The organism is Saccharomonospora sp. CUA-673, assembly GCF_001942305.1.
GTDB lineage: Bacteria > Actinomycetota > Actinomycetes > Mycobacteriales > Pseudonocardiaceae > Prauserella.
The window spans coordinates 16989-43493 of sequence record NZ_MKKE01000035.1; the positions used below are offsets into that span (position 1 = coordinate 16989).

The window sequence follows — 26505 nt, forward strand, 5'->3', positions numbered from 1 at the left end:
ACCGCCGGACAGTCCGAGTGTGATGTGAATCACCTAGCGATCAACCGTGCCTCGACAGAGAGCACGCGCTCGTCCCGTACGACGATGCGTGGGCCCGACCCCAGGGCGCCCGCAGCCCTGAGCGTGGCGATCTGATCGGCCACCGTACTGCGCGAGAGCCCCAAAGCCTTGGCCAAGGCATCCTGCGAGAACGGCACACGGGCCCGGTCCGAATCATCCGGATCCGCGAGCATCAGCACTTCGTAGATCAACCGCGCAACGCGCTGGCGGGCCGCGAAATGAGCCTGCTGCAACTGGTACGGCACAGTTTCCGACAGCTTGGCCACCAGGTAGTCACTGAACGCCGAATGGACACCGTGACGCTCCAGGAACTCCTCGAAAGCCACCCGGGTCAGCAGGCTGGTGGAGCATCTGTCCAGCGCTTGCACAGTCGCCGTGCGCCGCCTGTCATCCCTCGGTGACATCTCGCCGACCAGGTCTCCGCTACTGCGCAGGGACAGCAACAGCTCCGCTCCATCAGGTTCTGACGCCAGTATTTTCACCCGACCATGCTTCAGCACGAGCAGATGGTCGCCGGGAGCACCCTGACGCAGCAGGACGTCGCCCGCCTTGTGCCGGCGCTCGAGCCCGGAATCGATCAAACTCCGCCACAGTTCCTCCCCCAGCAAGCCGCGTAACCCCCGCGACGCGATATTGACTTCTTGATGCACGACAGTTTCCGTACCGGCCCGGCCGGCTACGGAGAACAGTTGTCGACGCATTTCGCCCGAAAAGAGCAGCACGCACACCGCGCGTCACGCCGGTCTCACTCCAACGGTCCTGGCGCGGAACGAGCAACTTCGAACAATCGGAGAACATGACGGCGACGGAGAACACCTGGAAAGCTCTAGGCCAAATACACGAACTGGTCAAGTTGGCCGACACGAAAGCCGGGCTCGTCCTCGCTGCGTCCGGAGTCTTGGCTGGCATCCTGACACAGCTAGCCACGTCGCCGGGCCTGTGGACGACCAACCGGGCACAAGCGGTCCTCATCCTGCTCGGACTTGTGCTGGTACTGCTCAGCACACTTTTCGCGTTACGCGTCTTCATGCCGCGCACGGGTCTCCGTGGAGCGCGCTCACTACTGAACTTCGCCAATGTTGCGGCACGATTCGACAACCCCGACGACTTCTCGCGCGCCTCGCGGGCGCTGTTCACCCACGAGGAGCAGATGCAGCGCGCGCTGGCCGAACAGGTATGGGCGACGAGTCGCATCGCACGACGCAAGTTCCGCACCGTCACCTCTGCTATCTGGTTCTTCGGTTCGGGCGTCGTCGTCACCCTCTCAGCCGCCCTCTTCGTCTGACTGCATACGCAAGCGCACGGGGAACGTCCTCGGCAGTACACATGAGACTCTCGGTCTTCGAGTTCTCGAACAGCGAAAAACGTTACAGCGGGGCGTTGTCGAGGGCTTTGACGACGCGTTTCAGCGAGACCGGGTAGGCCGTGCCGAGGGTCTGGGCGAAGAAGCTGATCCTCAGCTCCTCGATCATCCAGCGGATCTCGGCGAGCTCGCGGCTCGGGTTCGCGCCCGCCGGGACCTCGGCGAGCACCGCGCGATACTCGTCCTGCAGCCACGCGATGTCGCCGCGCCGTTCGGCGTCGCGCGCCGGGTCGCTCGGCAGTTTCTCCAGCCTGCGGCCGACCCCGCGCACGTATCGCACCAGATCGGGCAGTCGGTCGTAGCCCGTCTCGGTCACGAATCCGTCGTGCACGAGCTCGTCCAGGTGTGCCCGGACGTCGGCCAGTCCGCCCGCGATCGCCGGTCCGTCCATATCGGACAACACCGCCTCGACCTCGTGGAACGCCGTGAGGATCGCCTCGACCTCCCGCAGCACCGACAGCACCGTCGGATTCAGCCGCTGCCCCACCGCCTTCACCAGGTCGCCGAACGCGGCCTCCTCACGGACCGGGCCACCGGTCTCGGCGATCAACTTGTCGACCGCACAGTCCACACAGTCCTCGAGCAGACCCGGCACGCCGCCGTGCGGATTCCGCGCCAGCACCAGTTTCGCCGTGTTCGACAGGCTGCGGTTGATGTACTTCATCGGCGACGGCAGGTTGAGCCGCACCAGTTTCCGCGTCCCGGCCCACATCGCCGCGGCCTGCTGCTCCGGCGTGTCCACCATCCGCACCGCGACCGACTCGCCCTCGTCGACCAGCGCCGGGTACGCCTTCACCACGTGACCGCGCCGCGTGGCCTCGAACACCTCGGGCAGCTCCCCGAACGCCGGGGTCGTCAACCCGGTGCGCTCGAGGTCGTCGGCCGCGGCCGAGATCGACTTGCGCACCTTGTCGCCCAGTTTCTCCCGCAGCGCCTCGAGATCCCGGCCCTCCGCGGCCGTGCGCCCCTTCTCGTCGACGACCCGGAACGTCATCCGCAGATGGTCGGCAACCGCGTCCGGCTGCCACGCGTCGAACGGCACCGCCACACCGCGCAGCCGCTCCAACTCCCGCCCGAGCACGTCGAGCAGCCCGCCGTCGGCCGGGTCCACCCGCGACAGGACCTCCTTGGCCGTGTCCGGCGCGGGCACGAAGTTGCGGCGCAGCGACTTCGGCAACGACTTGATCAGCGCAGTCACCAGCTCCTCGCGCAGACCGGGCACCTGCCAGTCGAACCCGTCGGCGGTGACCTGGTTGAGCACCGGGAGTGGAATGTGGACGGTCACGCCGTCGGCATCGGATCCGGGTTCGAACTGGTAGGTCAACCGGAACCGCAGCTGCCCCTGCGTCCACGTGTCCGGGTAGTCGGCGGCGCTGATCTCGTCCGAGCCGGCGTTGATCAGCATCGCCTTCTCGAAGTTCAGCAGATCCGGATCGGTGCGGCTCGCCTTCTTCCACCACGCGTCGAAATGCCGCGCCGACACCACATCCGCCGGGACCCGCTCGTCGTAGAAGGCGAACAACGTCTCGTCGTCGACGAGGATGTCGCGGCGGCGAGCCCGGTTCTCCAGATCCTCGACCTCGTCGAGCAGACTGCGGTTGGCGGCGAAGAACTTGTGCCGCGTCTCCCAGTCACCCTCGACGAGCGCGTGGCGGATGAACAGCTCCCGCGAAACCTCCGGGTCGATCCGCCCGTAGTTGACCTTCCTGCCCGCGACGAGCGGGATGCCGTAGAGCGTCACCCGCTCGTTCGCCATCACCGCGCCCTGCTTGCGCTCCCAGTGCGGCTCCGAATAGGTGCGTTTCACCAGGTGCTGGGCGATCGGCTCGATCCACTCCGGTTCCACCCGCGCGTTGACCCGCGCCCACAGACGCGAGGTCTCGACGAGCTCGGCCGAGGCGATCCACCGCGGCTGCTTCTTGAACAGCCCCGACCCCGGGAACACCGCGAACCGCGTACCGCGGGCCCCCAGGTAGTCGCCCTTCTCCGGATCCTTCAGGCCCACGTGCGACAGCAGCCCGGCCAGCAGCGACATGTGGATCCGCTGCGGATCGGCCGGCACGTCGTTCGGCGTGATGTTCAGCGGTTTCAGCAGTTGACGCAGCTGGCTGTGTACGTCCTGCCACTCGCGCACCCGCAGGTAGTTGAGGTACTCGGAGCGGCACATCCGCCGGAACTGGTTGCCCGACAGTTCCTTCTGTTTGTCACGCAGGTAGTTCCACAGGTTCAGGTACGCCAGGAAGTCCGAGTCCTTGTCGCGGAACCGCGCGTGCTGCTGACCGGCCGCCTCCTTGTGCTCGGCCGGACGTTCCCGCGGGTCCTGAATGGACAGGCCCGCTGCGATGACCATGACCTCGCGGACACAGCCGTTGCGCGCACCCTCGAGGATCATCCGCCCGAGCCGCGGATCGACGGGGAATTGGGCCAGCTGCTTGCCGACGTCGGTCAACTTCCCCGCATGAGCGTCGAGCGCCCCGAGTTCCTGCAACAGCTGCACACCCGCGGTGACCTGCCTGCGGTCGGGAGGTTCGACGAACGGGAACGCGGCGATGTCGCCGAGCCCCAGCGATGTCATCTGCAGGATCACCGACGCCAGGTTCGTGCGCAGGATCTCCGGGTCGGTGAACTCGGGGCGCGCGTCGAAATCGTCCTCGGAGTACAGCCGGATGCAGATGCCGTCGGACGTCCTGCCGCAGCGGCCCTTGCGCTGGTTCGCCGAGGCCTGCGACACGGGTTCGATCGGCAACCGCTGCACCTTGGTGCGATGGCTGTACCGCGAGATGCGCGCCGTGCCCGGGTCGACGACGTACTTGATGCCCGGCACCGTCAGCGACGTCTCGGCGACGTTGGTCGCGATGACGATGCGCCGTCCGGTGTGCCGTTGGAACACGCGGTGCTGCTCGGCCGCCGACAGCCGCGCGTACAACGGCAGCACCTCGGTGTTCGGCAGGTCGAGCGCGGTCAGCGCCTCGCTGGCCTCGCGGATCTCCCGCTCCCCCGACGCGAACACCAGCACGTCGCCCGGCCCCTCGGCGATCAACTCGCGCACGGCGTCGACGACGGCCTGTGGCTGGTCGCGGTCCGGGTCGCGTCGGGATCGTCCGGGTCGACCACGGGCCGGTAGCGCACCTCGACCGGATAGGTACGCCCCGACACCTCGAGCACCGGCGCGGGCGTGCCGTCGGCGCCGGCGAAATGCCGGGCGAACCGGTCCGGGTCGATCGTGGCCGAGGTGATGATCACCTTCAGGTCGGGCCGCTTCGGCAGCAACTGCTTGAGGTAGCCGAGCAGGAAGTCGATGTTGAGGCTGCGTTCGTGCGCCTCGTCGATGATCAGCACCTCGTACTGGCGCAGCATGCGGTCTCGAGTGATCTCGGCCAGCAGGATGCCGTCCGTCATCACCTTCACCAGCGTCTCGTCGCTCGAGGTGTCGGTGAAGCGCACCTTGTAGCCGATGGCGCCGCCGAGCTCGGCGCCCACCTCCGACGACACGCGTTCGGCGACCGTGCGCGCCGCGATCCGCCGCGGCTGGGTGTGCCCGATCTGCCCCTGCACGCCCAGTCCGAGGTCGAGGCAGATCTTCGGCAGCTGCGTCGTCTTGCCCGACCCCGTCTCACCGGCGACGATCACGACCTGGTTGTCGCGGATCGCCTCGGCGATGTCCTCGGCCCGCGCGCTGACCGGCAGCTGCTCGGGGTAGGTGATCCGCGGCACAGCGGCGCGGCGCCTGCGCACCCGCTCCTCGGCCGCGTCGATGTCGGCGGAGATCTCCGCCGCGATCTTCTCGGTCTTGGCCGGCGTCGCGCCGCGGGCCTTGCGGGCGCCGTCGATCCGGCGACGCACGCGATGCGCGTCCCGCACGGTCAGACCGGACAGGCGCGGGCGCAGCTCATCGAGGGGGGAACGTGCAGACATACCGTCGGCCAGCTTACCGGGCCGCACGCGCCCGCCCCGAGTGATTATCGGCTCGCGGCGGGCCCCCTCGGCCCGAGCGCACCCGCCCTCTAGGCTGCGCATGGCAGCAGGCGGTCCGCAGCACCGGCTGCCGCCGCGGACATGGAGCGCACACGGAAGGACAGCGGGAAGTGCGGACGTTCCTCCCGGGACTTGCGGTGGCCCTGGTCGCGTGCGCCGTGCTCGCCGGCTGCTCGGGCCCCGACGCGGCCGGTGGGGACACCCCGGACGACGCCGAGCCCGTGCACGCGACGCGGGTGATCCCCGTGTATCCGTTCGCCCGCGACGGCGACCCCGCCGCCGGACTCGACGTCGTCGACGAGGGCGAGGCCACCTGCTGGCAGTCCTGGGTCAGCGTCGACAGCGACCACGCCCGGCGCTGCGCCCCCGTGCCGACCGGCGATCCGCACACGTCGAAGATCGTGCACGACCCGTGCTACGTCCGCCCCGACGAGGGCACCGACCGGGCGCTCTGCCTCGCCGACCCGACGAGGAGTCAGGCGGTCGCCTTCGACGTCGTCCAGGACGACGGCCCCCGCCCCGCGGAGGAGAAGGAACCCAAACCGTGGTTCCTCGAACTCGGCGACGGCCGGCAGTGCGTGCTGTTCCTGAGCCCCGACGAGGGCGTCGACCCCGCCGAGATCCCGACCTACGCGTGCGGCCAGAACGACTACCTCTACGGCGCGCCGGACACCCGATCCCCCGTGTGGACCATGGCCAACCGGCACGGCGAGGCCGACACCAGGATCGAACCCGGCCACGAACTCGACGAGGTGCAGATCCGCACCGCCTGGTTGTGAAGGACCGGTTGTGACAGTGATGCCCACGATCTCCCGCGGCGCCGTCCTGGTGACGACGTTGCTCGCCCTGGTCCTGTCCGGGTGCAGTGGGGCCGGCTCCGAATCGAGGCCCGGCGCCGGGGCGGATCATGCGCCGGTGACGGCCACCGACCGGGTCGACGTCCAGCCCTTCGCCCCGAACGGCGAACCCGCACCCGGGCTCACCGTGATCGAGGACGCGGAGGCGACATGCTCCGCCTCCGGTGTCGACCTGTCCGACCCGGCCGCCCGCCGCTGCATGACCACCGAGGGCTACCTGCTCTACGACCCCTGCTACGTCCGCGCGGACACGGCCCTGTGCCTGCGTGATCCGGACAGCACCGACGCGGTGCGCATCCACATGGTCGAGGACCGCGGCCCGCGCCCGCTGCACGAGCTCGTCCAGCGGCCCTGGCTCCTCGAACTCGCCGACGGCAGGCGCTGCGTGCTCGCCCGCACCCCCGACCCGGACGACCCCGCCGAGCAGCCGACGTACACCTGCGGCAAGGACGACCACCTCTTCGGCATGCCCGACACGTCCGCCCCCGTGTGGACCATCGGCAACCGGCACGGCACCGACCCCGCCCCGGACAACCCCCTCCGCGACACCACCATCCGCACCGCCTGGTTCTGACCCGCTCCGGAGCCACAAGCTCCCGAGGGGCCCTCGGGTGCGGTTGAGCACACGCGGGAGTGGGCTCGGGAATATTAAGCATTGCTAGGTACTTGTACGTCGAGGGAGCCATCCGCACTCCCCCGCGCCCAGCGCCTCGGCGAGATCCACGCCGACACCCGACCGACCAGCCCACCGGCCCACGACGCCGGCCACCGAATCGGAGGACTTGTGACCGCAGTAGCCACCCCGCCCGCCGGCGTCGACACCGTCGACGCCGGAACACGGCTCAACCGGCGCGGACGACTGCGGTTCGCCCTCATCCTCGGTGGTCTCACCGCTTTCGGCCCCCTGTCGATCGACATGTACCTGCCGGGTCTGCCGGCGATGGCCGGTGATCTGGCCGCGCCCAACGCGATGGTCCAGTTGACCCTCGCGGCGTTCGTCGTCGGCCTCGGCGCCGGACAGCTCGTCGCCGGGCCGCTGTCGGACGCCCTCGGTCGGCGCACTCCGCTGCTGGTGGGCGTCGCGGTGTACATCGCCGCGAGTGTGTTGTGTGCCCTCGCGCCGACGATCGAGGTGCTCATCGCCGCCCGGGCGCTGCAGGCGATGGGCGCCGCAGCGGGCATCGTGATCGCCAGGGCGACGGTCCGCGACCTGTTCTCCGGCATCGCGATGGCCCGGTTCTTCTCCGCGCTCATGCTGGTCGCGGGTGTGGCCCCGATCCTGGCACCGATCATCGGCGGCCAACTGCTCGCCATCACCTCGTGGCGCGGCATCTTCTCCGTGCTCGCCGCGTTCGGCGGCCTGCTGTTGCTCGTCGCCGCGCTGGCACTGCCCGAGACGCTCGCCCCCGAGCAGCGTCGTCCGGCCCGGTTCGGCAGCGCCCTGCGCACCTACGCGAGCCTGCTCCGGCACCGGGTGTTCCTCGGATGCGCGCTCACGGTCGGCTTCGGCTTCGCGGGCATGTTCGCCTACATCTCCGCGTCCAGCTTCGTCCTGCAGGACATTTACGGACTCGACCCACAGGCCTACAGCTACGTGTTCGGCGGCGGGGCCGTCGGGCTCGTGCTGATGACCCAGGTCAACGCGCGGCTGGTCGGGCGCTTCTCGCAGCGCAGCCTGCTGCGGACGGGTCTGCAGGTGGCGCTCGCGGGCACGATCATGGCGACCGTGGCCGCCGCGGCCGGGCTCGGCCTGGCCGCCATCCTGCCCGCGCTCTACCTCGTGCTGGGCGCGTGCGGCCTGATCATGCCGAACGCCACCGCGCTGGCGATGACCGATCACCCCGACAAGGCCGGTTCGGCATCCGCGCTGCTCGGCGTGCTGCAGTTCGTGGTCGCCGGCGCCTCGTCGCCGCTGGTGGGGCTGTTCGGTGAGGAATCGGCCGTGCCGATGGCGGCGATCATGGCGGTGTTCCTCGGGATCGGCCTGGCGAGCTTCCTCGTCCTCGTTCGCCCCACCGCTGATCCGCGACGCTGACCGGCAGGTCTCACCGCACTGACCTCCGCTGTCACCGGCGGCGAGAATTTTCGTGACAATCCGTGCGTCAGTCGCGTCATGGCGTGGCCACGGCGACGTCCCACCCCCGCTGAGCCCAATGGCATCGGAGGAAGGCGGTCGACGTGTCGGAGAACAACGAATGGGTGGTCCCCTGTCGTGACCTGGCGGGACGTAGGCGCAAGCTCACCGTCTTCACCAGCGACGAACACGTCGTCGTCGTGTCCCCGCCCGGGGAGACGGCCGTGCTCGGCCCGCTCGACGTCGGCAGGTTCCGGGCGGCGCTGCGCGACGCCGTCGTCCAGATCGCCCAACCGGAGTCGAACCAGGCAGGAGACCTCGTCTGACCACGTATCTCGTCGTCACAGCCCGGCGAGCCGCGTGGCCACGTTCTGCGCGGGAGGCAGTAGGACCTCGTCCATGCGTGTGCCGTTGTCGTAGATGTCGAGGTTCCAGGACGTGATCTCGACGACCGTACGACCGACCTTGAAGGTGAACCCGGGTGCCTGGTCGCCGTACTGGATCAGGCAGACATGGCCGTCACCGAGCGCCATGTCGACCGGAACCGGCGGGCCGAACGGATGGCTGTACTTCTTGTCCCCGTCGCAATCGTAATTGTTCGACATCTCGGCGCCCGATTCCTCGCGGTAGTGCGAGAGCTCCATCGTCAACCCGTCCGGCTCCGCGTCCGAACTGGGCACGTCCATGTTCGCCGCCTGCTCGTTCTGCCGCTGGCACGAGGTGCGCACGTGATGGGCCTCCCCCTTCTCGTGCGAGAGCAGCACCTCGGACAGGCTGAGACGTTCCTCGACCCGTCCGATATCGGGATGTCCCCACGCCTGCCGATAATCGTCGGCGGTGAACAACTCACACGGCGACGGCACCCACGAGTAGGGGTCGACGTAGGAATACGCGACAGGTGGGGTCGGACCCTCCGCGAGCGCGGTGGCCACCGAGTCGACGAGAGCGTCACGCACGGCCTCCGAGTCGTCGGACTCACCGGCGTTCACCATCAGAGTGGCGTAGAAGTCGTCCGCGAAGAACCCCACCGACCAGTCGCTGACAGCACCCGTCATGGTGACCACACGTATCCCCGCGACCCGTTGCTCGGACTCGAATTCACTGTCCGTGCTGTTGGAGGTGAAATCCCGGCTGAACACGCGCTCGGTGACCTCGCGCCGGGACGGGTTGTCGAACGGAGCCTGATACACGGTCAACCCCAGCAGACCGCCGCCGACGCCGGGGATGGTGCAACTCGTCAACCCGGTATCCCCACCACCCTGATCCGGATCGTGCTCACCATCGGCGATCTGATGCCAGTTGATCAGCTGTCCACTGGGATCGACGCCGAGCTGCAGCTCGAAACCCGCATCGGCCGCATCCTCGACCGACAGGAGCTGACAAGCGTCGAACGCCACGGTTCCGCCGAACCTGTAGGGACCGTCGCCGTCCTCCTGCAGGAGCACCATTCCGTCCGGCAAGGCAGACACATCCCCCGCCTCGGTGCCGACCTCCGCGTCGCCAGCGACCGTCGTCGTACACCCGGCCAGGAGCACCGCTCCGACCACCGTCGATGCCAACCCCGCCAACCGTGGCGACCGCATGACGACTCCCCCTCCCACGACCGGCGGCAGCATCTCACATCTCACGCGAAACGCCGCCCACACGGAAGGTGCGGACGGGCCGTTTCGCGGCTGTGTTCCGGTCAGGTCAGGCCGGGGTACAGGGGGTGCTTCTTGGCCAGCAGCTCGACCCGGCCGCGCAGTTCGCTCTGCACCGTGTCGTCGATCGTGGGCTGCAGCGCACGCGCGATGATGTCGGCGACCTCGGTGAAGTCCTCGGCCGCGAAACCGCGCGTGGCCAGCGCGGGGGTGCCCACGCGCAGACCGGAGGTGACCATCGGCGGCCGCGGGTCGAACGGCACCGCGTTGCGGTTCACGGTGATGCCGATCTCGTGCAGGCGGTCCTCGGCCTGCTGCCCGTCGAGCGTCGAGTTGACCAGGTCGACCAACACGAGGTGCACATCGGTGCCACCGCTGAGCACCCGCACGCCCGCGTCCGCGGCGTCGGACTCCGACAGCCGCCTGGCGAGGATGTTCGCGCCCTCGAGCACGCGACGCTGACGCTCGGCGAACTCCTCGCTCGCCGCGATCTTCAGCGCCACCGCCTTGCCGGCGATGACGTGCTCGAGCGGACCGCCCTGCTGGCCGGGGAACACCGCCGAGTTGATCTTCTTGGCGTACTCGGCCTTGGACAGGATGATGCCGCCGCGCGGACCGCCGAGCGTCTTGTGCGTCGTGGTCGTCACGACGTCGGCGTACTCCACCGGGTTCGGGTGCAGACCCGCGGCCACCAGACCCGCGAAGTGGGCCATGTCCACCATCAGCTTCGCGCCCACCGAGTCGGCGATGCGCCGGAACTCGGCGAAGTCCAGCTGACGCGGGTAGGCCGACCAGCCGGCGATGATCAGCTGCGGCTTGTGCTCGTTGGCGAGGCGCTCGACCTCGGCCATGTCGACCCGGCCGGTCTCCTTGTCGACGTGGTACGCGGCCACGTTGTAGAGCTTGCCGGAGAAGTTGAGCTTCATGCCGTGCGTCAGGTGACCACCGTGCGCGAGGTCGAGCCCGAGGATCGTGTCACCCGGGTTGAGCAGCGACACCATCGCCGCGGCGTTCGCCTGCGCACCCGAGTGGGGCTGGACGTTGGCGTGCTCGGCGCCGAACAGCGCCTTCGCCCGCTCGATGGCCAGCGTCTCGATGACATCGACGTGCTCGCAGCCGCCGTAGTAGCGCTTGCCGGGATAGCCCTCGGCGTACTTGTTCGTCAGCACCGAACCCTGCGCCTCGAGCACCGACACGGGCGCGAAGTTCTCGGAGGCGATCATCTCCAGCGTCGACTGCTGACGGTCCAGTTCCGCCTTGACGGCAGCCGCCACGTCAGGGTCTACAGTGGACAGATCGGCTTCGAACGAACTCAATGGTCAGCCCTCCTGGGTGAGCGCGGTATACGCGGCGGCGTCCAACAGTTCCGGCACGCTCGCAACGCGGACCTTGAACAGCCACCCTTGTTCATACGGATCGGAGTTCACGGACTCCGGGGTGTCCACGACGGCCTGATTGACCTCCGTGACCTCGCCGTCGACCGGTGCGTAGAGCTCGGAGACCGACTTGGTCGACTCGATCTCTCCGCACGGCGTGCCCGCGCTCACCTCCGAACCGACCTCCGGCAGTTCGACGAAGACGACGTCGCCGAGGGCGTCGGCCGCAAAGGCGGTGATGCCCACGGTGGCGACGTCACCGTCGACGGAGATCCACTCGTGTTCCTTGGTGTAGCGCAGGTCTTGGGGAATCGTCATCTCGGGGCCTTTCAGCGACGCTGGTAGAACGGCAGGGCGACCACCTCGACGGGTTCGAGGCGACCGCGGATGTCGGCGGACAGCGAGGTTCCGGGTTCGGAGCACGCGGCGGACACGTACGCCATGGCGATCGGATGGCCGAGCGTCGGCGACAGCGCACCGCTGGTGATCTCCCCGACCTCGTCGTCGCCCTGCAGGACACGGTAGCCGTGCCGCGGGGCGCGCTTGCCCGCACCGGTCAGTCCGACCAGGACCTTGTCGGGTTCGGGCTGGTTCTCGAGCACCGCACGGCCGACGAAGTCACCCTCCTTGTCGAACCGGACCACCCGTCCGAGGTTCGCCGCGAAGGGTGAGCCCTCGGCGGACAGCTCGTTGCCGTAGAGCGGCATGCCCGCCTCGAGGCGCAGCGTGTCCCGGCAGGCCAGACCACACGGCACGAGCCCGTGTGCCTGTCCCGCCTCGGTGAGAACGTCCCACACGTCGACGGCATCGGCGGCGCCGACGAACAGCTCGAAGCCGTCCTCACCGGTGTAGCCGGTGCGGGCCAGCAGCACGTCGTGCCCACCGACGGTCGTCGGCACGCTCGCGTAGTACTTCAACGCCGCCAGGTCGGCGTCGCTGACGGCGCCGACGATCGCGGCCGAGGTCGGGCCCTGCACCGCGATCAGCGCGGTGTCGGTGGAGCGGTCGGTCACGACCGTGTCGAAACCCTCGGCACGGCGGACGAGCTCGGTCGACACCTCCGGGGCGTTGCCCGCGTTGGCGACCACCAGGTAGTGCTCGTCGGCGAGGCGGTAGACGACCAGATCGTCGACGACCCCGCCCTGTTCGTTGCACATCATGGTGTACCGGGCGCGGCCGACCGCGACGGCCGACAGCTTGCCGCTCAACGCGTAGTCCAACGCGTCGGCGGCCTGCGGGCCGGTCAGTTCGATCTCGCCCATGTGCGAGAGGTCGAACAGTCCGGCCGCCTCACGCACCGCGCGGTGCTCGGCCAGATCACTCGAGTACCGCACCGGCATGTCCCAGCCGGCGAAGTCGGTGAACGAGGCGCCCAGGCCGCTGTGTACGTCATGCAGCGGAGTCTTCATTGCCTCAGCTTTCGAAGTCGGTGACGGGCGGGCAGGAGCACACGAGGTTGCGGTCTCCGTAGGCGCCCTCGATGCGGCGCACCGGCGAGAAGTACTTGCCCTTGGCGCGCGTGTTGCCGGGGTAGACGGCCAGCGCGCGGTCGTAGGGCAGGTCCCATTCGCCCGCGAGCTGCTCTGCGGTGTGCGGCGCACCCCGCAGCGGGCTGCGCTCCACCTCCCACGTGCCGGCGGCGACCTCGGCGATCTCCCGCCGGATCGAGATCATGGCGTCGCAGAACCTGTCCAGTTCGGACAGATCCTCGCTCTCGGTCGGCTCGACCATGAACGTGCCCGCCACGGGGAACGACATGGTCGGCGCGTGGAAGCCGTAGTCGATCAGCCGCTTCGCGACGTCGTCGACCGTCACGCCGGTCTGCTTGGTCAGCTGGCGCAGGTCGATGATGCACTCGTGCGCCACCAGGCCGTTCTGTCCGGTGTAGAGCACCGGGTAGTGCGGGCTCAGCCGCGCGGCGACGTAGTTGGCGGCCAGCACGGCCACCTGCGTGGCGCTGGTCAGGCCGGTCGAGCCCATCATCCGGACGTAGGCCCACGAGATCGGCAGGATCGACGCCGAGCCGTACGGCGCACCGGAGATCGGGCCGACACCCGTCTCCGGTCCGGCGCCGGGGAACTGCGGATGGTTGGGCAGGTACGGGGCGAGGTGCTCGCGCACCGCCACCGGGCCCACGCCGGGACCGCCGCCGCCGTGCGGGATGCAGAACGTCTTGTGCAGATTCAGGTGCGAGACGTCGCCGCCGAACTCGCCCGGCTTGGCCAGGCCCAGCAGCGCGTTGAGGTTCGCACCGTCCACATAGACCTGTCCGCCGGCCTCGTGCACGATCTCGGCGAGCTCGGAGATGCCCGTCTCGTACACGCCGTGCGTCGACGGGTAGGTCACCATGATCGCGGCGAGGGTGTCGCGGTGCTGGTCCACCTTGGCGCGCAGGTCCGCCAGGTCGACGTCGCCGTCGTCGGTGCAGGCCACCACGACCACGCGCATCCCGGCCAGCACGGCCGACGCGGCGTTGGTGCCGTGCGCCGACGACGGGATCACGCACACGTCGCGCTCGGGCTGGCCGTTCGCGCGGTGGTAGGCGCGGATGGCCAGCAGTCCGGCGAGCTCACCCTGGCTGCCGGCGTTGGGCTGCAACGACACCGAGTGGTACCCGGTGACCTCCGCCAGCCACGTGCTGAGCTGATCGGTGAGCTCGCGGTACCCGGCGGCATCCTCGGCGGGCGCGAACGGGTGGATGTTCGCGAACTCCGGCCAGGTGACCGCCTCCATCTCGGTGGTGGCGTTGAGCTTCATCGTGCACGAACCGAGCGGGATCATGCCCCGGTCGAGCGCGTAGTCCAGATCGGACAGTCCCCGCAGGTACCGCAGCATTGCCGTCTCGGAACGGTGGCTGTGGAAGACCTCGTGGGTCAGGTAGTCGGTCGCCCGCTCGAGCCCGGCGGGAATGGCGATGGTCGCCTCCGCACCCGGGTTCGCCACGCCGAACGCACTCAGGACGGCGTCGACCACCTGCGGCGAGGTCGCCTCGTCGCAGGCGATGCGCACGTGGTCGGCGCCGTCGGCGCCCAGGTTGATGCCGGCCTCGCGGGCCGCCTCGACGACGGTCCCGGCCCGGCCCGGCACGCGGGCGAGCACGGTGTCGAAGAAGTGCTCGTGCACCACCTCGACGCCGCCCGCGCGGAGGGCGTCGGCGATCGTCGTGGCGTGGCCGTGGACGCGGTCGGCGATCCGGCGCAGCCCGTCCGGCCCGTGGTACACCGCGTACATCGAGGCCATGACGGCCAGCAGCACCTGCGCGGTGCAGATGTTGCTGGTGGCCTTCTCGCGGCGGATGTGCTGTTCGCGGGTCTGCAACGCGAGCCGGTACGCCGGTGCGCCCGCGGAGTCGATCGAGACGCCGACGAGCCGGCCCGGCAGCGACCGTTCCAGGCCCTCGCGGACGGCGAGGTAGCCGGCGTGCGGCCCGCCGTAGCCCATGGGCACGCCGAAGCGCTGGCTGCTGCCCGCGGCCAGGTCGGCGCCGAACTCGCCCGGCGCCTGCACCTTGGTCAGCGCGAGCAGGTCGCCCGCGACGCAGTACAACGCCTTCGCGGCCGTGGCCGCCTCGCCGATGCCCGCGTAGAACTCGGGCGCGCGCAGCACACCGGACGCGCCGGGGTACTGCACGACGACGCCGAAGAACTCCTCCGGCAGGCCCTGCGTCAGATCGCGGACGTCGACCTCGATGCCCACGACCTCGGCCCGCGTGCGGAGCACGCTGATCGTCTGCGGCAGGCAGTCGGCGTCGACGACGATCGTGGAACTCTTCGCCTTCGACGCGCGGCGCATCAGCATCATCGCCTCTGCGACGGCCGTGGGCTCGTCGAGCATCGAGGCATTGGCGGTGGCCAGGCCAGTCAGGTCGGACACCATGGTCTGGAAGTTGAGCAGCGCCTCGAGCCTGCCCTGCGAGATCTCCGGCTGGTAGGGCGTGTAGGCCGTGTACCAGGCCGGCTTCTCCAACACGTTCCGGCGGATGACGGCGGGGGTGACTGTGTCGTGGTAGCCGAGACCGATCATCTGGGTCATCGGCCGGTTCTTGGCCGCGAGCGCACGCAGTTCGCTGATCGCCTCCTGCTCGGAGGCGGGCTCGGGCAGGTCCAGTTCACCCGTGGTGCGGATGGCTGACGGAACGGCGGCGGCGGCGAGCGCGTCGAGGCTGCCGTAACCGCACTCGGCCAACATCTTCGCCTGCTCCGGCTCGGCGGGGCCGATGTGCCGGGGCATGAACGACGACGACGGCGATGACGTCGGAGTATGTGCCGGAACGGTCATCGAAAGGAGCTCCTTTCAAGCGCATGACGGGGATACCCGCCACGCTGGGAACTCCCCCTCTGTCATGACACCTGAGAGTTTCACCGTGCGTACACGGCTTTCACCTTGGGTGAGGCTCATCGAGCCCACTTTCCAGAGTGGCCTCACCATGGCGGTAACGGTACCTGAGAGATTGTGGGGTCTTTGCTCCTTCGGTGCCTCGCGCTACCAACGCGCGAGGTCTCTCCCGCTCACGGCTCGAGCAGCCTCGATATTCGGTTATCAGACGGTTAACGTACTGGTCGCGGCGCACGGCGTCCACCCTCCGCGCCGTCGCAGTGACGTACACCGCGACGATGTCGACCCGGTGGACCACACCCGGTTACGGTGAGTGGTCGCCGACCCGGCCGCCGTCAGTCCGTCACGTGGGCGTTCGGCGGTCAGGGCCGTGGGTGGCCGAGTTCGGCGAGCAGCGCACGCACCGCGGAGCGCCCGGCGCGGCTCGCGCCGATGGTGCTGGCCGACGGCCCGTAGCCGACGAGGTGAACCCGCGGCTCGACGACCACGTGCGTGCCGTCCATGCGCACCCCGCCGCCCGGCTCCCGCAGTCCCAGCGGAGCGAGATGGTCCAGCGCGGCGCGAAAGCCGGTGGCCCACAGGATGACGTCGGCGGCCTGCTCCGTCCCGTCCGGCCAGACGACACCGCGCGGGGTGATGCGCTCGAACATCGGCCTGCGGTCGAGGATGCCCACCTCCCGCGCGGCCCTGACCTGCGGCGTGAGCATCAGACCGGTCACGCTGACCACGCTGCGCGGCGGTTTGCCCTCCCGCACGCGCGCGTCCACCTGCGCGACCACCTCACGGCCGTACTCGGGGGTGAACTCGGTGTCCCGGAACACCGGCGGCGTCCGCGTCACCCACGTCGTGCCCGCGGCGACCGGTGCGATCTCGAGCAACTGCTGCACCGCCGAGCTGCCACCGCCGACCACGACGACGTGTTTGCCTCGGAACTCGTCGGCTCCCGAGAAGTCCGCGGTGTGCAACTGCCTGCCCCGGAAATCGCCCTGGCCCGGGTAGTGCGGCCAGAAAGGGCGGTCCCACGTGCCGGTGGCGTTGACGATGCCCTTCGCCAGCCACGTCTCGGCCGGCGTCTCGACGACGAATGCGCCGCGCTCGTCGTCGGCGTACCGCACGGCGCTGACGTCGACCGGCCTGCGTACCGGGAGGTCGAACGTGCGCTCGTAGCGGTCGAAGTACTCGGTGACGACCTCGGACGCGGGAGACGTGGGTCCGGCGTACCGAGGGCCAGACCCGGCAGTTCGTGCAGGCCGTGGACCTTGTCGAACCGCAGGGACGGCCACCGGTACTGCCAAGCACCGCCCGCTCGTTTCGCGTGATCGAGCACCACGAATCCGGACCCTCGGTCCAAGCCCGCGCGGCGCAGGAAGTACGCGGCCGACAGCCCGGCCTGTCCGGCGCCGATGACGGCCACCTCCACCGCGTGATCAGCCCGCATGTTCGGTACAACCACGCGGCGAGGCGGCCCATTCCGGCGCAGGCGACCGGCTGGTGCGTCAGGAGCCCTTCTTCCCGCGCAGCATGCGGACGATCGCGATCACGCCGACGAGGGCGACCACGCCGGCGATCACGGGCGCGAGGCGTTTCGCCACCGACGCACCCGCGTAGTCGAACAGGTCGATCGCCTCGGCCTCACCGCGTGCGCCGCCGGGCTGCACGGATTCCAGCTTGGGCTTGTCCGCCCCGCCGGCCTGGGTGCCCTCCGGCCGGGGCGGCGGTGCTGCCGCGGCGGCGCCGGTCGCGACCCCCGCGCCGTCAGCCGTCCCCGGCGTCGTGTCTTTTCCCGGCGACGCACCCGGCGTTCCCGCCGCTGCCGCCGAGCCGGCCGGGTCGCCGGCCAACTCCGCCGACAGGTTCTCGGCGAAACTGTCGAGGATCTTGCCGCCGACCTCGGAGATCATGCCGCGTCCGAACTGGGCGGGCTTGCCCGTGACGTTCAGGTCCGTGGCGACGGCACCCTTCGTCGTGTCCCCGTCTGCGGTGAGGGTCACGGTGACGTTGGCCGCCGCAGTTCCCGCGCCGCGCGAGTCCTTGCCGGCGGCCTTGATCGTGATCTCCCTCGAGGACTCGTTCTTCTCGAGGAACTCGCCGTTGCCCTTGTAGAGCAACGAGACCGGCCCCAGCTTGACCTTCACCGTCCCCTTGAACGTGTCACCCTCGACGGCGGTGAGGGTCGCACCGGGCATACAGGGCGCCACCCGTTCCGGGTCGATGATCGCCTTCCACACCTCGTCAATGGGTGCCGGAACGGTGAATTCGTGGTCCAACCGCACGGGCCGACCTCCTTCCTCGATCGTGCTACGACTGGCGGGGAGGGCACCGCGTTCCCACGATGCCCTCCCCCGGTCCGTCTTGTGTTCGGCTGTCAGGTCCGGGCCGGCCGAGTCATGCCATGGCCGCCTCGACCGCGCGTCCCGTGAGGACCCGGGCCAGGTGCTGGCGGTACTCGACGTCGGCGTTGCCGTCGACCGTGGGACTGGTGCCGTCCGCGGCGTGTTCGGCCGCGGCGCGGATGGTGTCCGCGTCGGCCGACCGTCCCACGAGCGCCTCCTCCACCGCCGTCGCCCGCATGGGGATCGAGGCCATGTTCGTCAGCCCGATCCTCGCCTCGGCGATCGTGCCGCCATCGGCGCGCACGGTCGCCGCCACGGCCACCATCGACCATGCCTGGGCGACCCGGTTGAACTTCTCGTAGTGCGCCGACCATCCCGTGTGCTTGGGCACCCGGACCTCGACGAGGATCTCGTCGGCGGCGAGTGAGGTCGTGAAGAAGTCCTGGAAGAACTCCGGCGACGACACCGTGCGCCGACCACCGGTGCCCTGGATGACCATCTCGGCGTTCAGCGCGAGGGCCGGGGCGAGCAGGTCACCCGCCGGGTCGGCATGCGCCAGCGATCCGCCGAACGTCCCGCGATGCCGGATCTGGCGTCGGCGACCGTGTCGGTCGCCTTCGCCAGCAGCAGCGCGTGGTCGTTGACGAGCGGATCGCGTTGCACGTCGTAGTGCGTGGTCATCGCACCGATCACGAGGCGTCGCCGTCGTCGCGCACACCGCGCAGCTCGCCGATCTTGCCGAGGTCCACGACGGTGGTCGGCGCGGCGAGCCGCATGCGCAGCACGGGCAGCAGGCTCTGCCCGCCCGCGAGCACCTTGGCGTCCTCGCCCGCGTCGGCGAGCGCCCGCACCGCTTCATCCACAGTGGACGGTGCTACGTAGTCGAACGGAGCGGGGATCACTGCGCACCTCCATGTGCCGGGTCGATCGAACCGAGGCCGCCGCCGGCCTCGTTGCCCAGGCCGCCCGCCGCCGTGTCGCCCATGTGGACGGCACGCCAGACACGCATCGGACTGAGCGGCATCTCGATGTCGTTGACGCCGTGGTGCCGCACGGCGTCGACCACCGCGTTGACCACGGCCGGGGTCGAGGCGATCGTGCCCGCCTCGCCGACGCCCTTCACCCCGAGCGGGTTGGACGTCGCGGCCGTCTCGGTGCGGTCGGTGGTGAACGAGGGAAGGTCCATCGCCGACGGCAGCAGGTAGTCGGCGAAGGTGCCCGAGGTGAGCGTGCCGAACTCGTCGTACACGGCCTCCTCGAACAACGCCTGCGCGATGCCCTGTGCCAGACCGCCGTGCATCTGGCCCTCGACGATCAGCGGGTTGATCACCTTGCCGATGTCGTCGACGCACACGTACGACCGCAACCGCACGCGCCCGGTCTCGGTGTCGACCTCGGCCGCACACAGATGCGTGCCGTGCGGGAACGAGAAGTTCTCCGGGTCGAACACGGCCTCCGAGTCCAGGGTGGGCTCCACCCCGTCCGGCAGGTCGTGCGCCGCGAACACCGCCAACGCGATGTCCTGGATGGACGTCGAGGTGTTGGTGCCGCGCACGGTGAACGTGCCGTCGGCGAACTCCAGGTCGTCCTCGGAGGCCTCCATCATGTGCGCGGCGACCTTGCGTGCCTTGGCGACGACCTTCTCGGCGGCCTTCACCACGGCGATGCCGCCGACGGCCAGCGACCGCGAACCGTACGTGTCGAGGCCCTTGTGCGAGGACTGCGTGTCGCCGTGCAGGATCTCGATGTCGTCGAAGCCCACGCCGAGCTGGTCGGCGACGATCTGGCTCCACGCCGTCTCGTGGCCCTGCCCGTGCGGCGAGGCGCCCGTGACCACCTCGACCTTGCCGGTCGGCAGCATGCGGATGGCCGCGTGCTCCCAGCCGCCCGCTCCGTAGTCGAGCGAGCCGAGCACCCGCGACGGTGCGAGCCCGCACATCTCGGTGAACGTCGAGATGCCGATGCCGAGCTGGACCTTGTCGCCGCGTTCCCGACGTTCACGCTGTTCCCGGCGCAGCCGTCGTAGTCGAACAACTGCATGGCCTTCGCGGTGGCGGCCTCGTAGTTGCCCGAGTCGTAGGTCAGCGTCGAGACGGTCGTGTAGGGGAACTCGTCGTGCTTGATCCAGTTCTTCTCGCGCAGCTCCATCGGGTCCATGCCGAGTTCGACCGCGAGTTCGTCCATGATCCGCTCGATCGCGAACGTCGCCTCGGGCCGGCCCGCGCCGCGGTAGGCGTCGGTGAGTGTGGTGTTGGTGAACACCGTCGTGCACGAGAAGCGGTACGCCGGGATCTTGTAGATCGCGTTGAACATGAACGCGCCCAGCACGGGCACGCCGCCACCCACGATGCCCAGGTAGGCACCCATGTCGGCGAGCAGGTCGACCTTGAGGCCGGTGACGGTGCCGTCGCGGGTGGCCGAGATCGTGATGTCCTGCATCTGGTCGCGGCCGTGGTGGGCCGACACCATCGTCTCGGAGCGCGACTCGGTCCACTTGACCGGACGGCCGAGCTTCTGCGCCACGACGACCGCGGCGCATTCCTCGGGGGTGACGGCGAGTTTGCCGCCGAAGCCGCCGCCGACGTCGGGGGCGATCACGCGCACCTGGTGTTCGGGCAGGCCGAGCGTCATCGCGACCATCGTCTTGAGGATGTGCGGCACCTGGGTGGCCGACCACATGGTCAGCTGCGGCGCCGTCGGGTCGACGACCACCGAGCGCGGTTCCATGAAAGCCGGTACCAGGCGCTGCTGACGGAACCGCCGCGTCACGACGACCTCGGAGTCGTCGATCGCCTTCTGCACGTCGCCGCCGGAGCCGGCCTCGGCGGAGTCGAACACCCACAGGGCGCTCGTGTTGGTGCCGAGGTCCTCGTGCACCAACGGGGCGCCCTCGGCGACGGCGTTGTCGAGTCCGAGCACCACGGGCAGGTCGTCGTAGTCGACGTCGATCTCGGCGAGGGCGTCCTCGGCCTCGGCGGCGCTGCGCGCGACCACGAGGGCCACGGCCTCGCCGGCGAAGTTGACCGTGCCCTGCGCGAGCATCGGCCTGCGCGGGGTCTTCTGGTCGGGCGTGATCGGCCAGGCGTTGGGCATGCCGATCTCGCCGGAGGGGTCGAGGTCGTCACCGGTGAACACGGCGATGACCCCGGGCATCTCCTTCGCCGCCGAGGTGTCGATGCCGACGATCCGCGCGTGCGCCGTGGGGCTACGCAGGAACGCCATGTGCATCAGGCCGGGCAGAGCGATGTTGTCGGTCCAGCGGGTCCGGCCGGTGATCAGCCGGTGGTCCTCCTTGCGGACCCGGGCGCGGCCGACCTCGGGGGCGGCCCCGTTGATGTCCGGGATGGCGGTCATGACTCACCTCCGACGCCGCTCGCGGTGCGCCGGCCCTCGGCGACCTGTTCGCCGACCTGTTCGGCCTCGGGGCCGGCGCCGGGTCGCATGTGGCCCGCCGCGTCGCGGACCGCGCGCACGATGTTCTGGTAGCCGGTGCACCGGCAGAGGTTGCCTTCGAGGCCCTCGCGCACGGCCTCCTCGTCGGGATTCGGGTTGTCGGCCAGCAGATCGATCGACTGCATGATCATGCCGGGGGTGCAGAACCCGCACTGCAGTGCGTGGTTGTCCTGGAAGGCCTGCTGTACGGGATGGAGCTGCCCGTCCCGGGCGAGCCCTTCCACGGTGGTGACCTCACAGCCGTCCGCCTGGACGGCCAGCACCGAACAGGACTTCACGCTCTGACCGTCGAGATGGACGGTGCAGGCGCCGCAGTTACTCGTGTCGCAACCGACCACGGTTCCGGTCTTGCCGAGCGTCTCTCGCAAATGCTGTACGAGCAGAGTTCGGGGTTCGACCTCGTCCGTGTAGTCGGTCCCGTCGACAGTGACGGTGATGCGCATGGGGCCTCCTGTGGTGGCTCGGTCCGTCGGTTCTGGACGGGCCGCGTGGAACGGCCGGAGCCGATCGCCGTCCGCGGTGATCGGCCTCACAGTCGAGCCTGCTACGTGCGGGCCTCCGCGACAACCCCGATCTTGGCGAGGCTTTTTCACGGTTCCGCATTCGCGGCGTTGCAGCGGGGTTCGGTTCCGCTGTTGCGGACCGATTCCCCCGATCGGTTGCGTGGGGGCTGCTGTGGCCGGTGGCGCGAACGGACCGTTCGCGCCACCGGCCCGAGCGGGAGCGTCCGGTCAGCGTTCGTGGTCGGCGTGGATGCGCCCGTCGACGTCGGTCAGCCGTCGTCCGCCGCCGCCCCATTTGAGCGCGATGATCTCCGCGGCGATGGACACCGCCGTCTCCTCCGGGGTGCGGGCACCGAGGTCCAGGCCGACCGGCGAGGCGAGGTGCTTGAGCTCGGCGTCGGTCAGCCCGGCCTCGCGCAACCGGGCGAGGCGGTCGTCGTGGGTGCGCCGCGACCCCATGGCGCCGACGTAGCCGACGTCGAGCCGTAGCGCGACCTCCAGAACCGGGACGTCGAACTTCGGGTCGTGGGTGAGCACCGCGACGACGGTGCGTCCGTCGATGCGGCCGGCGTCGGCCTCGGCCTTGAGGTACCGGTGCGGCCAGTCGACGACGACGTCGTCCGCCTCGGGGAAGCGGGTCCTCGTGGCGAACACGGGGCGCGCGTCGCACACGGTGACCTCGTAGCCGAGGTAGCTGCCCATGCGGGCCATGGCGGCGGCGAAGTCGATGGCGCCGAACACGAGCATGCGGGGCGGCGGCTCGAAGGTGTTGACGAACACCGCCATGCCTTCGCCGCGGCGTTGGCCGTCGGGTCCGTAGTGCAGCGTTCCGGTGCGGCCGCCGGCGAGCATGCCGCGGGCGTCGTCGACGACGGCGTCGTCGACACGGTCGGAGCCGAGTCCGCCGCGCACCGCCTCGGGCCAGACGAGCATCCGGTTGCCGAGCATGCTCTCGTCGGGGTGCTCGACGATCGTGACGAGCGCGACGGGTCTGCCCTCGCGCACGGAGGCGACGAGTTCGGGCAGGTCGGGCATGGTGTCGCGGTTGATCCGCTCGACGAAGATGTCGATGATGCCGCCGCAGGTCAGGCCGACGGCGAAGGCGTCGTCGTCGCTGACGCCGTAGCGTTGCAGCACGGGCACGCCGTCGGAGACGACCTGGCCGGCGAGTTCGTACACGGCTCCTTCGACGCAGCCGCCGGACACGCTGCCGACCGCTTCGCCGTCGGCGCCGACCAGCATGGCGGCGCCGGGTGCGCGCGGCGCGGACGAGAACGTGGCGACGACGGTGCCGACGCCGACGGTCTCGCCCGCTTCCCACCGCCGGAAGACCTCGTCCAGTACGTCATGCATCTCGGACCTCCCGTAGCAGTCGTTGCAGTGTGGCCAGGCTGTGGCCGGCGAGCAGTCGGTCCACGTGCGGTAGCGCGGCGGCGATCCCGGATTGCACCGGTTCGTAGCCGGCGCGGCCGGCGTGGGGGTTCACCCACAGCACGGTGTGTGCGAGTCGGCGCAGCCGGGCCATCTGTTCTGCGAGCAACGCCGTGTCGCCGCGTTCCCATCCGTCGGAGAACACCACGACGACGGCGCGTCTGGCGAGTCCGCGTTGGCCCCACCGGTCGAGGAACACGCGCATGGTCTCGCCGAGGCGGGTGCCTCCGGCAAAGTCGGCGACGGCGTCGCCTGCGGCGAGCATGGCGCGTTCGGGGTCGCGTTGCCGCAGGGCGCGGGACACGCGGGTGAGGCGGGTGCCGAGGGTGAACGCCTCGGCGTCGGCCGGTGCGGTGCGGACGACGACGTGGGCGAAGCGCAGCAGGGAGTCGGCGTAGGGCTTCATGGATCCGGACACGTCGATGAGCAGGACGACGCGGCGTGGGCGGGTGCGTTTGCGCGCGTAGGCGAGGCGGGCAGGTTCGCCGCCGGCGGCGATCATGCCGCGGAGGGTGCGGCGCGGTTCGAGCGTGCCGCGGTGGGCGGGGCGCAGGCGCGAGGAGCGTCGCCGGGGGAACACGGGGCGCAGTGTGTGGAACAGCTCGCGCAGGTGACGGCGTTCGGACTCGGTGAGTTCGCCGAGGTCGCGGTCGCGGAGCAGTTCGACGTCGCTGGCGGCGACGCTGAGTTGTTCGCCGGCCTGCGTGTCGCCGTCGCCCTCGCCGTCGGAGGTCAGCGGCGCGATGCGGGCGCGTTGTTCGCGGCGGACGGGCATGCCGTCGGCGCGGGGGCCGGCGTCGCCGAACCATTCGGCGAAGGCCGCGTCGTAGCGTGGCAGGTCGTCGGGGTCGGCGCACAGGGTGAGGCGTCCAGCCCAGTACAGCTGGGTGGCGTCGCCGACGTCGATGCGTTCGACGGCGTCGAGGTAGGTGGCCACGCGGTGGCGGTCGCACGGCAGGCCGGCTTCGCGGAGCGCGGTGGTGAACCCGACGAGCCCCGGCAGCGGGTCGGTGGTGTCGGCGGCGGTGACGACGTTGCCCTCGGTGTCAGGCATGTGTCCATCATGCCCCGTTTCGGCGGCGACGCGGGAGTGCCGATCGGGGTGGGTCGGTCGGGTGTTCAGCCGAGGACCGTGTCGAGGCGGGCGCGGACGCGGTCGGTGTCCTCGCTGAATTTCAGGACGGCGCCGAGGGTGGTGGCGGCCGTTTCGGCGTCGAGTTCGTCGCGACCGAGGGCGCGGAGGGCGTTGGCCCAGTCGAGGGCTTCGGCGACGCCCGGGGGTTTGAGCAGTTCCATGGCGCGGAGGCGGCGGAGGGCTTCGGCGATCTGTTCGGCGAGGCGTTGGCCGATGCCGGGGACGCGGGCGCGGAGGATCGCGATCTCGCGGGCAAGGTCGGGGTGTTCGAGCCAGTGGTACAGGCAGCGGCGTTTGAGTGCGTCGTGTACTTCGCGGGTGCGGTTGGAGGTGAGGACGACGAGGGGTGGTTGTTCGGCGCGCACCTCGCCGTATTCGGGGATGGTGACGGTGTTCTCGTCGAGGAGTTGCAGCAGGAACGCCTCGAATTCGTCGTCGGCGCGGTCGATCTCGTCGATCAGGAGGACGCAGGGCGACGAGCGCAGCGCGGTCAGTAGGGGGCGCGCGAGGAGGAACCGTTCGGTGTACAGGGACTGTTCGGCGTCGTCGACGTTCAGCCGGCCGCCTTCGGCGGCTTCGAGGGCGCGCAGGTGCAGCAGTTGCCGGGGGAAGTCCCATTCGTACAGGGCTTGGGCGGCGTCGATGCCTTCGTGGCACTGCAGGCGGACCAGGGGCAGTTCGAGACTGTCGGCGAGCGCCATGGCCAGTGACGTCTTGCCCGTGCCCGGTTCGCCTTCGCAGAACAGCGGCTTGCCCATGCGCAGGGCGAGGAACGCGGCGGTGGCGACTCCGTCGTCGGCGAGGTACCCGATGTCCTCGAGCAGTGCCGACAGCTTGGCGGGCGACGAGACTGCGGTGTGGGCTGCTCCGGCGGCGGTGCCGGGCCCGTCGGATGCGGACGTCACTCCCTCACCATAACCACAGTGGGGACGTAGTTGGGCCCTCCGATCAGGTCCGGAGTCAGAACGGCGGTTCGTCCGGGTCGGGTGGTCGGCCGGGTTGCCGGCTGGGTGGTTGCAGGCTGGGTGGTGGAGGTTTCGGCGGGTTCGGGATGAGGATCGGTGTGCGGCGGCCGGTGTGAATGGTGCCGAGTGGCGTGGTGACGGTGGTGGTGCCGCAGCTCGGGTTGTGGGTGGTGGTCCAGCCGCGGGTGTTTTTCATGCGGTGGTGTCGGCGGCAGCGTGCGGTGAGGTTGGCCAGGGATGTGGGTCCGTTGTCGCGGGCCCATTCCTGCTCATGGTCGGTATCGCAGTGCCGCGCCGGTCGGTGGCACCAGGGGACGACACATTCGCGGTCTCGGACCCGGATGGCCTCGCGGAGTGTGGCGCTGGGCCGGTAGCGGGACCGGCCCAGATCGACCGGATCGCCAGTCGCCGGGTCGCAGAGCACCTTGCGCCAGGTCGACTTGGGGTTGGCGGCGATCTCGCGTCCGATGGCACCGGGGATGGGCCCGTACCCGTCGAGCTCGGCGCCCGACTCGGAGATCGACAACGCGGTGTCGACCGGCATGTGCACGTAGACCACCGCAGAAACCTCGGGAGCCTTCGCGCCCGGGTCGTTGCCCAGCAGCAGGTCGGCAACCGCATCGGCGCGGAGTTGGTCATAGGTGCGCTTGTGCCCATCGCGCTTGCGCTGCCGAGCCAGCGAGTCCACTCGGGCATAGCAAGCAGCGGCGACTTCGGACCGCATCGTGGTTACGAGCCGCGACTGGCAATTCTCCCCGTGCTCGAGTGTCACCTTCCGGCCCTGGTCAGCCTTCCGAGCCCGCTCGACCCGACCGGCAGGATCGACCTTGTCAACGAGCCGCCGCACCGCCCGCACGAGATTGTGCGGCAACCACATCGTCTCGGCAGCCGAAGCAAGCTTGTCGGCCAACAACGAGTCGACCTCGCGAGCGTGCTCATCGGACAGCACACCCGTCACCTCAACGACCCGGGACGCGGCGTAATACTCAACCTTCCCGTCCTCCA

17 protein-coding genes, 4 pseudogenes and 1 riboswitch are annotated in these 26505 nt (G+C 69.8%); of the genes and pseudogenes, 5 read left to right on the top strand and 16 right to left on the bottom strand.

Annotated features, from left to right (window positions below; all coding sequences use genetic code 11):
- Positions 1-29: 29 nt before the first annotated feature.
- Positions 30-782, bottom strand: a complete 753-nt coding sequence (locus BJF85_RS16800) for a Crp/Fnr family transcriptional regulator (RefSeq protein WP_255375697.1) — start codon at positions 780-782, stop codon at positions 30-32.
- 74 nt (positions 783-856) lie between these two features.
- Here BJF85_RS16800 and BJF85_RS16805 point away from each other — a divergent pair, with 74 nt between their 5' ends.
- Positions 857-1345: a Pycsar system effector family protein gene (locus BJF85_RS16805; RefSeq protein ID WP_075848869.1), complete on the top strand. Its 489-nt coding sequence runs from the start codon at positions 857-859 to the stop codon at positions 1343-1345.
- 82 nt (positions 1346-1427) lie between these two features.
- Here BJF85_RS16805 and hrpA read toward each other — a convergent pair.
- Positions 1428-5338: pseudogene (hrpA, locus tag BJF85_RS16810) on the bottom strand (ATP-dependent RNA helicase HrpA).
- A gap of 170 nt (positions 5339-5508) precedes the next feature.
- On the opposite strand from hrpA, the gene BJF85_RS16815 reads away from it, so the two are divergent.
- The 4 genes from BJF85_RS16815 to BJF85_RS16830 all read left to right on the top strand — a co-directional run bounded on the left by BJF85_RS16815 (position 5509) and on the right by BJF85_RS16830 (position 8655).
- Entirely contained in the window at positions 5509-6177 is a 669-nt protein-coding gene (locus BJF85_RS16815; protein ID WP_139320679.1) for a hypothetical protein, read from the top strand.
- Positions 6178-6187: 10 nt separating this feature from the next.
- Positions 6188-6829 (top strand): hypothetical protein, encoded by a 642-nt coding sequence (locus tag BJF85_RS16820; protein WP_139320680.1) that lies wholly within the window; start codon positions 6188-6190, stop codon positions 6827-6829.
- 210 nt (positions 6830-7039) lie between these two features.
- Positions 7040-8290, top strand: a complete 1251-nt coding sequence (locus tag BJF85_RS16825) for a Bcr/CflA family multidrug efflux MFS transporter (RefSeq protein WP_187346930.1) — start codon at positions 7040-7042, stop codon at positions 8288-8290.
- Positions 8291-8433: 143 nt separating this feature from the next.
- On the top strand, positions 8434-8655 hold the full coding sequence (locus BJF85_RS16830; RefSeq protein WP_075848875.1) for a hypothetical protein: 222 nt from the start codon (positions 8434-8436) through the stop codon (positions 8653-8655).
- A gap of 15 nt (positions 8656-8670) precedes the next feature.
- On the opposite strand, the gene BJF85_RS16835 is transcribed toward BJF85_RS16830, so the two are convergent.
- The 14 genes and pseudogenes from BJF85_RS16835 to BJF85_RS16900 all read right to left on the bottom strand — a co-directional run.
- Positions 8671-9912: a hypothetical protein gene (locus tag BJF85_RS16835; RefSeq protein ID WP_139320681.1), complete on the bottom strand. Its 1242-nt coding sequence runs from the start codon at positions 9910-9912 to the stop codon at positions 8671-8673.
- 101 nt (positions 9913-10013) lie between these two features.
- Positions 10014-11285 carry a serine hydroxymethyltransferase gene (gene glyA / locus BJF85_RS16840; protein ID WP_075848879.1) on the bottom strand — a complete coding sequence of 424 codons (1272 nt, stop codon included), beginning with the start codon at positions 11283-11285 and terminating at the stop codon, positions 10014-10016.
- Positions 11286-11288: 3 nt separating this feature from the next.
- Positions 11289-11663 (bottom strand): glycine cleavage system protein GcvH, encoded by a 375-nt coding sequence (gcvH, locus tag BJF85_RS16845; RefSeq protein ID WP_075848881.1) that lies wholly within the window; start codon positions 11661-11663, stop codon positions 11289-11291.
- Positions 11664-11674: 11 nt separating this feature from the next.
- Complete coding sequence (gcvT, locus tag BJF85_RS16850) at positions 11675-12754, bottom strand: glycine cleavage system aminomethyltransferase GcvT (RefSeq protein WP_075848883.1); 1080 nt, start codon at positions 12752-12754, stop codon at positions 11675-11677.
- 4 nt (positions 12755-12758) lie between these two features.
- On the bottom strand, positions 12759-15623 hold the full coding sequence (gcvP, locus tag BJF85_RS16855; protein WP_075848885.1) for an aminomethyl-transferring glycine dehydrogenase: 2865 nt from the start codon (positions 15621-15623) through the stop codon (positions 12759-12761).
- A 49-nt stretch (positions 15624-15672) separates the two neighbouring features.
- Positions 15673-15769: riboswitch (glycine riboswitch) on the bottom strand.
- 273 nt (positions 15770-16042) lie between these two features.
- Positions 16043-17118, bottom strand: a pseudogene (locus tag BJF85_RS16860) (NAD(P)-binding domain-containing protein).
- Positions 17119-17176: 58 nt separating this feature from the next.
- Entirely contained in the window at positions 17177-17953 is a 777-nt protein-coding gene (locus BJF85_RS16865; protein WP_075848887.1) for an SRPBCC family protein, read from the bottom strand.
- Between the two features lie 112 nt (positions 17954-18065).
- Positions 18066-18915: pseudogene (locus tag BJF85_RS16870) on the bottom strand (xanthine dehydrogenase family protein subunit M).
- Positions 18912-21367 (bottom strand): annotated as a pseudogene (locus BJF85_RS16875) (xanthine dehydrogenase family protein molybdopterin-binding subunit). The pseudogenes BJF85_RS16870 and BJF85_RS16875 overlap by 4 nt, the downstream one beginning before the upstream one ends.
- Positions 21364-21909 (bottom strand): (2Fe-2S)-binding protein, encoded by a 546-nt coding sequence (locus BJF85_RS16880; RefSeq protein ID WP_075848889.1) that lies wholly within the window; start codon positions 21907-21909, stop codon positions 21364-21366. The pseudogene BJF85_RS16875 and the gene BJF85_RS16880 overlap by 4 nt, the downstream one beginning before the upstream one ends.
- A gap of 288 nt (positions 21910-22197) precedes the next feature.
- Entirely contained in the window at positions 22198-23322 is a 1125-nt protein-coding gene (locus BJF85_RS16885) for an XdhC family protein (protein ID WP_075848891.1), read from the bottom strand.
- Entirely contained in the window at positions 23315-24454 is a 1140-nt protein-coding gene (locus BJF85_RS16890) for a VWA domain-containing protein (RefSeq protein ID WP_075848893.1), read from the bottom strand. Before BJF85_RS16890 ends, BJF85_RS16885 begins: the two co-directional genes overlap by 8 nt.
- A gap of 65 nt (positions 24455-24519) precedes the next feature.
- On the bottom strand, positions 24520-25440 hold the full coding sequence (locus BJF85_RS16895; protein WP_075848895.1) for a MoxR family ATPase: 921 nt from the start codon (positions 25438-25440) through the stop codon (positions 24520-24522).
- 55 nt (positions 25441-25495) lie between these two features.
- A partial coding sequence (locus tag BJF85_RS16900) for an HNH endonuclease signature motif containing protein (RefSeq protein WP_139320682.1) occupies positions 25496-26505 on the bottom strand: 1010 nt, incomplete at its 5' end.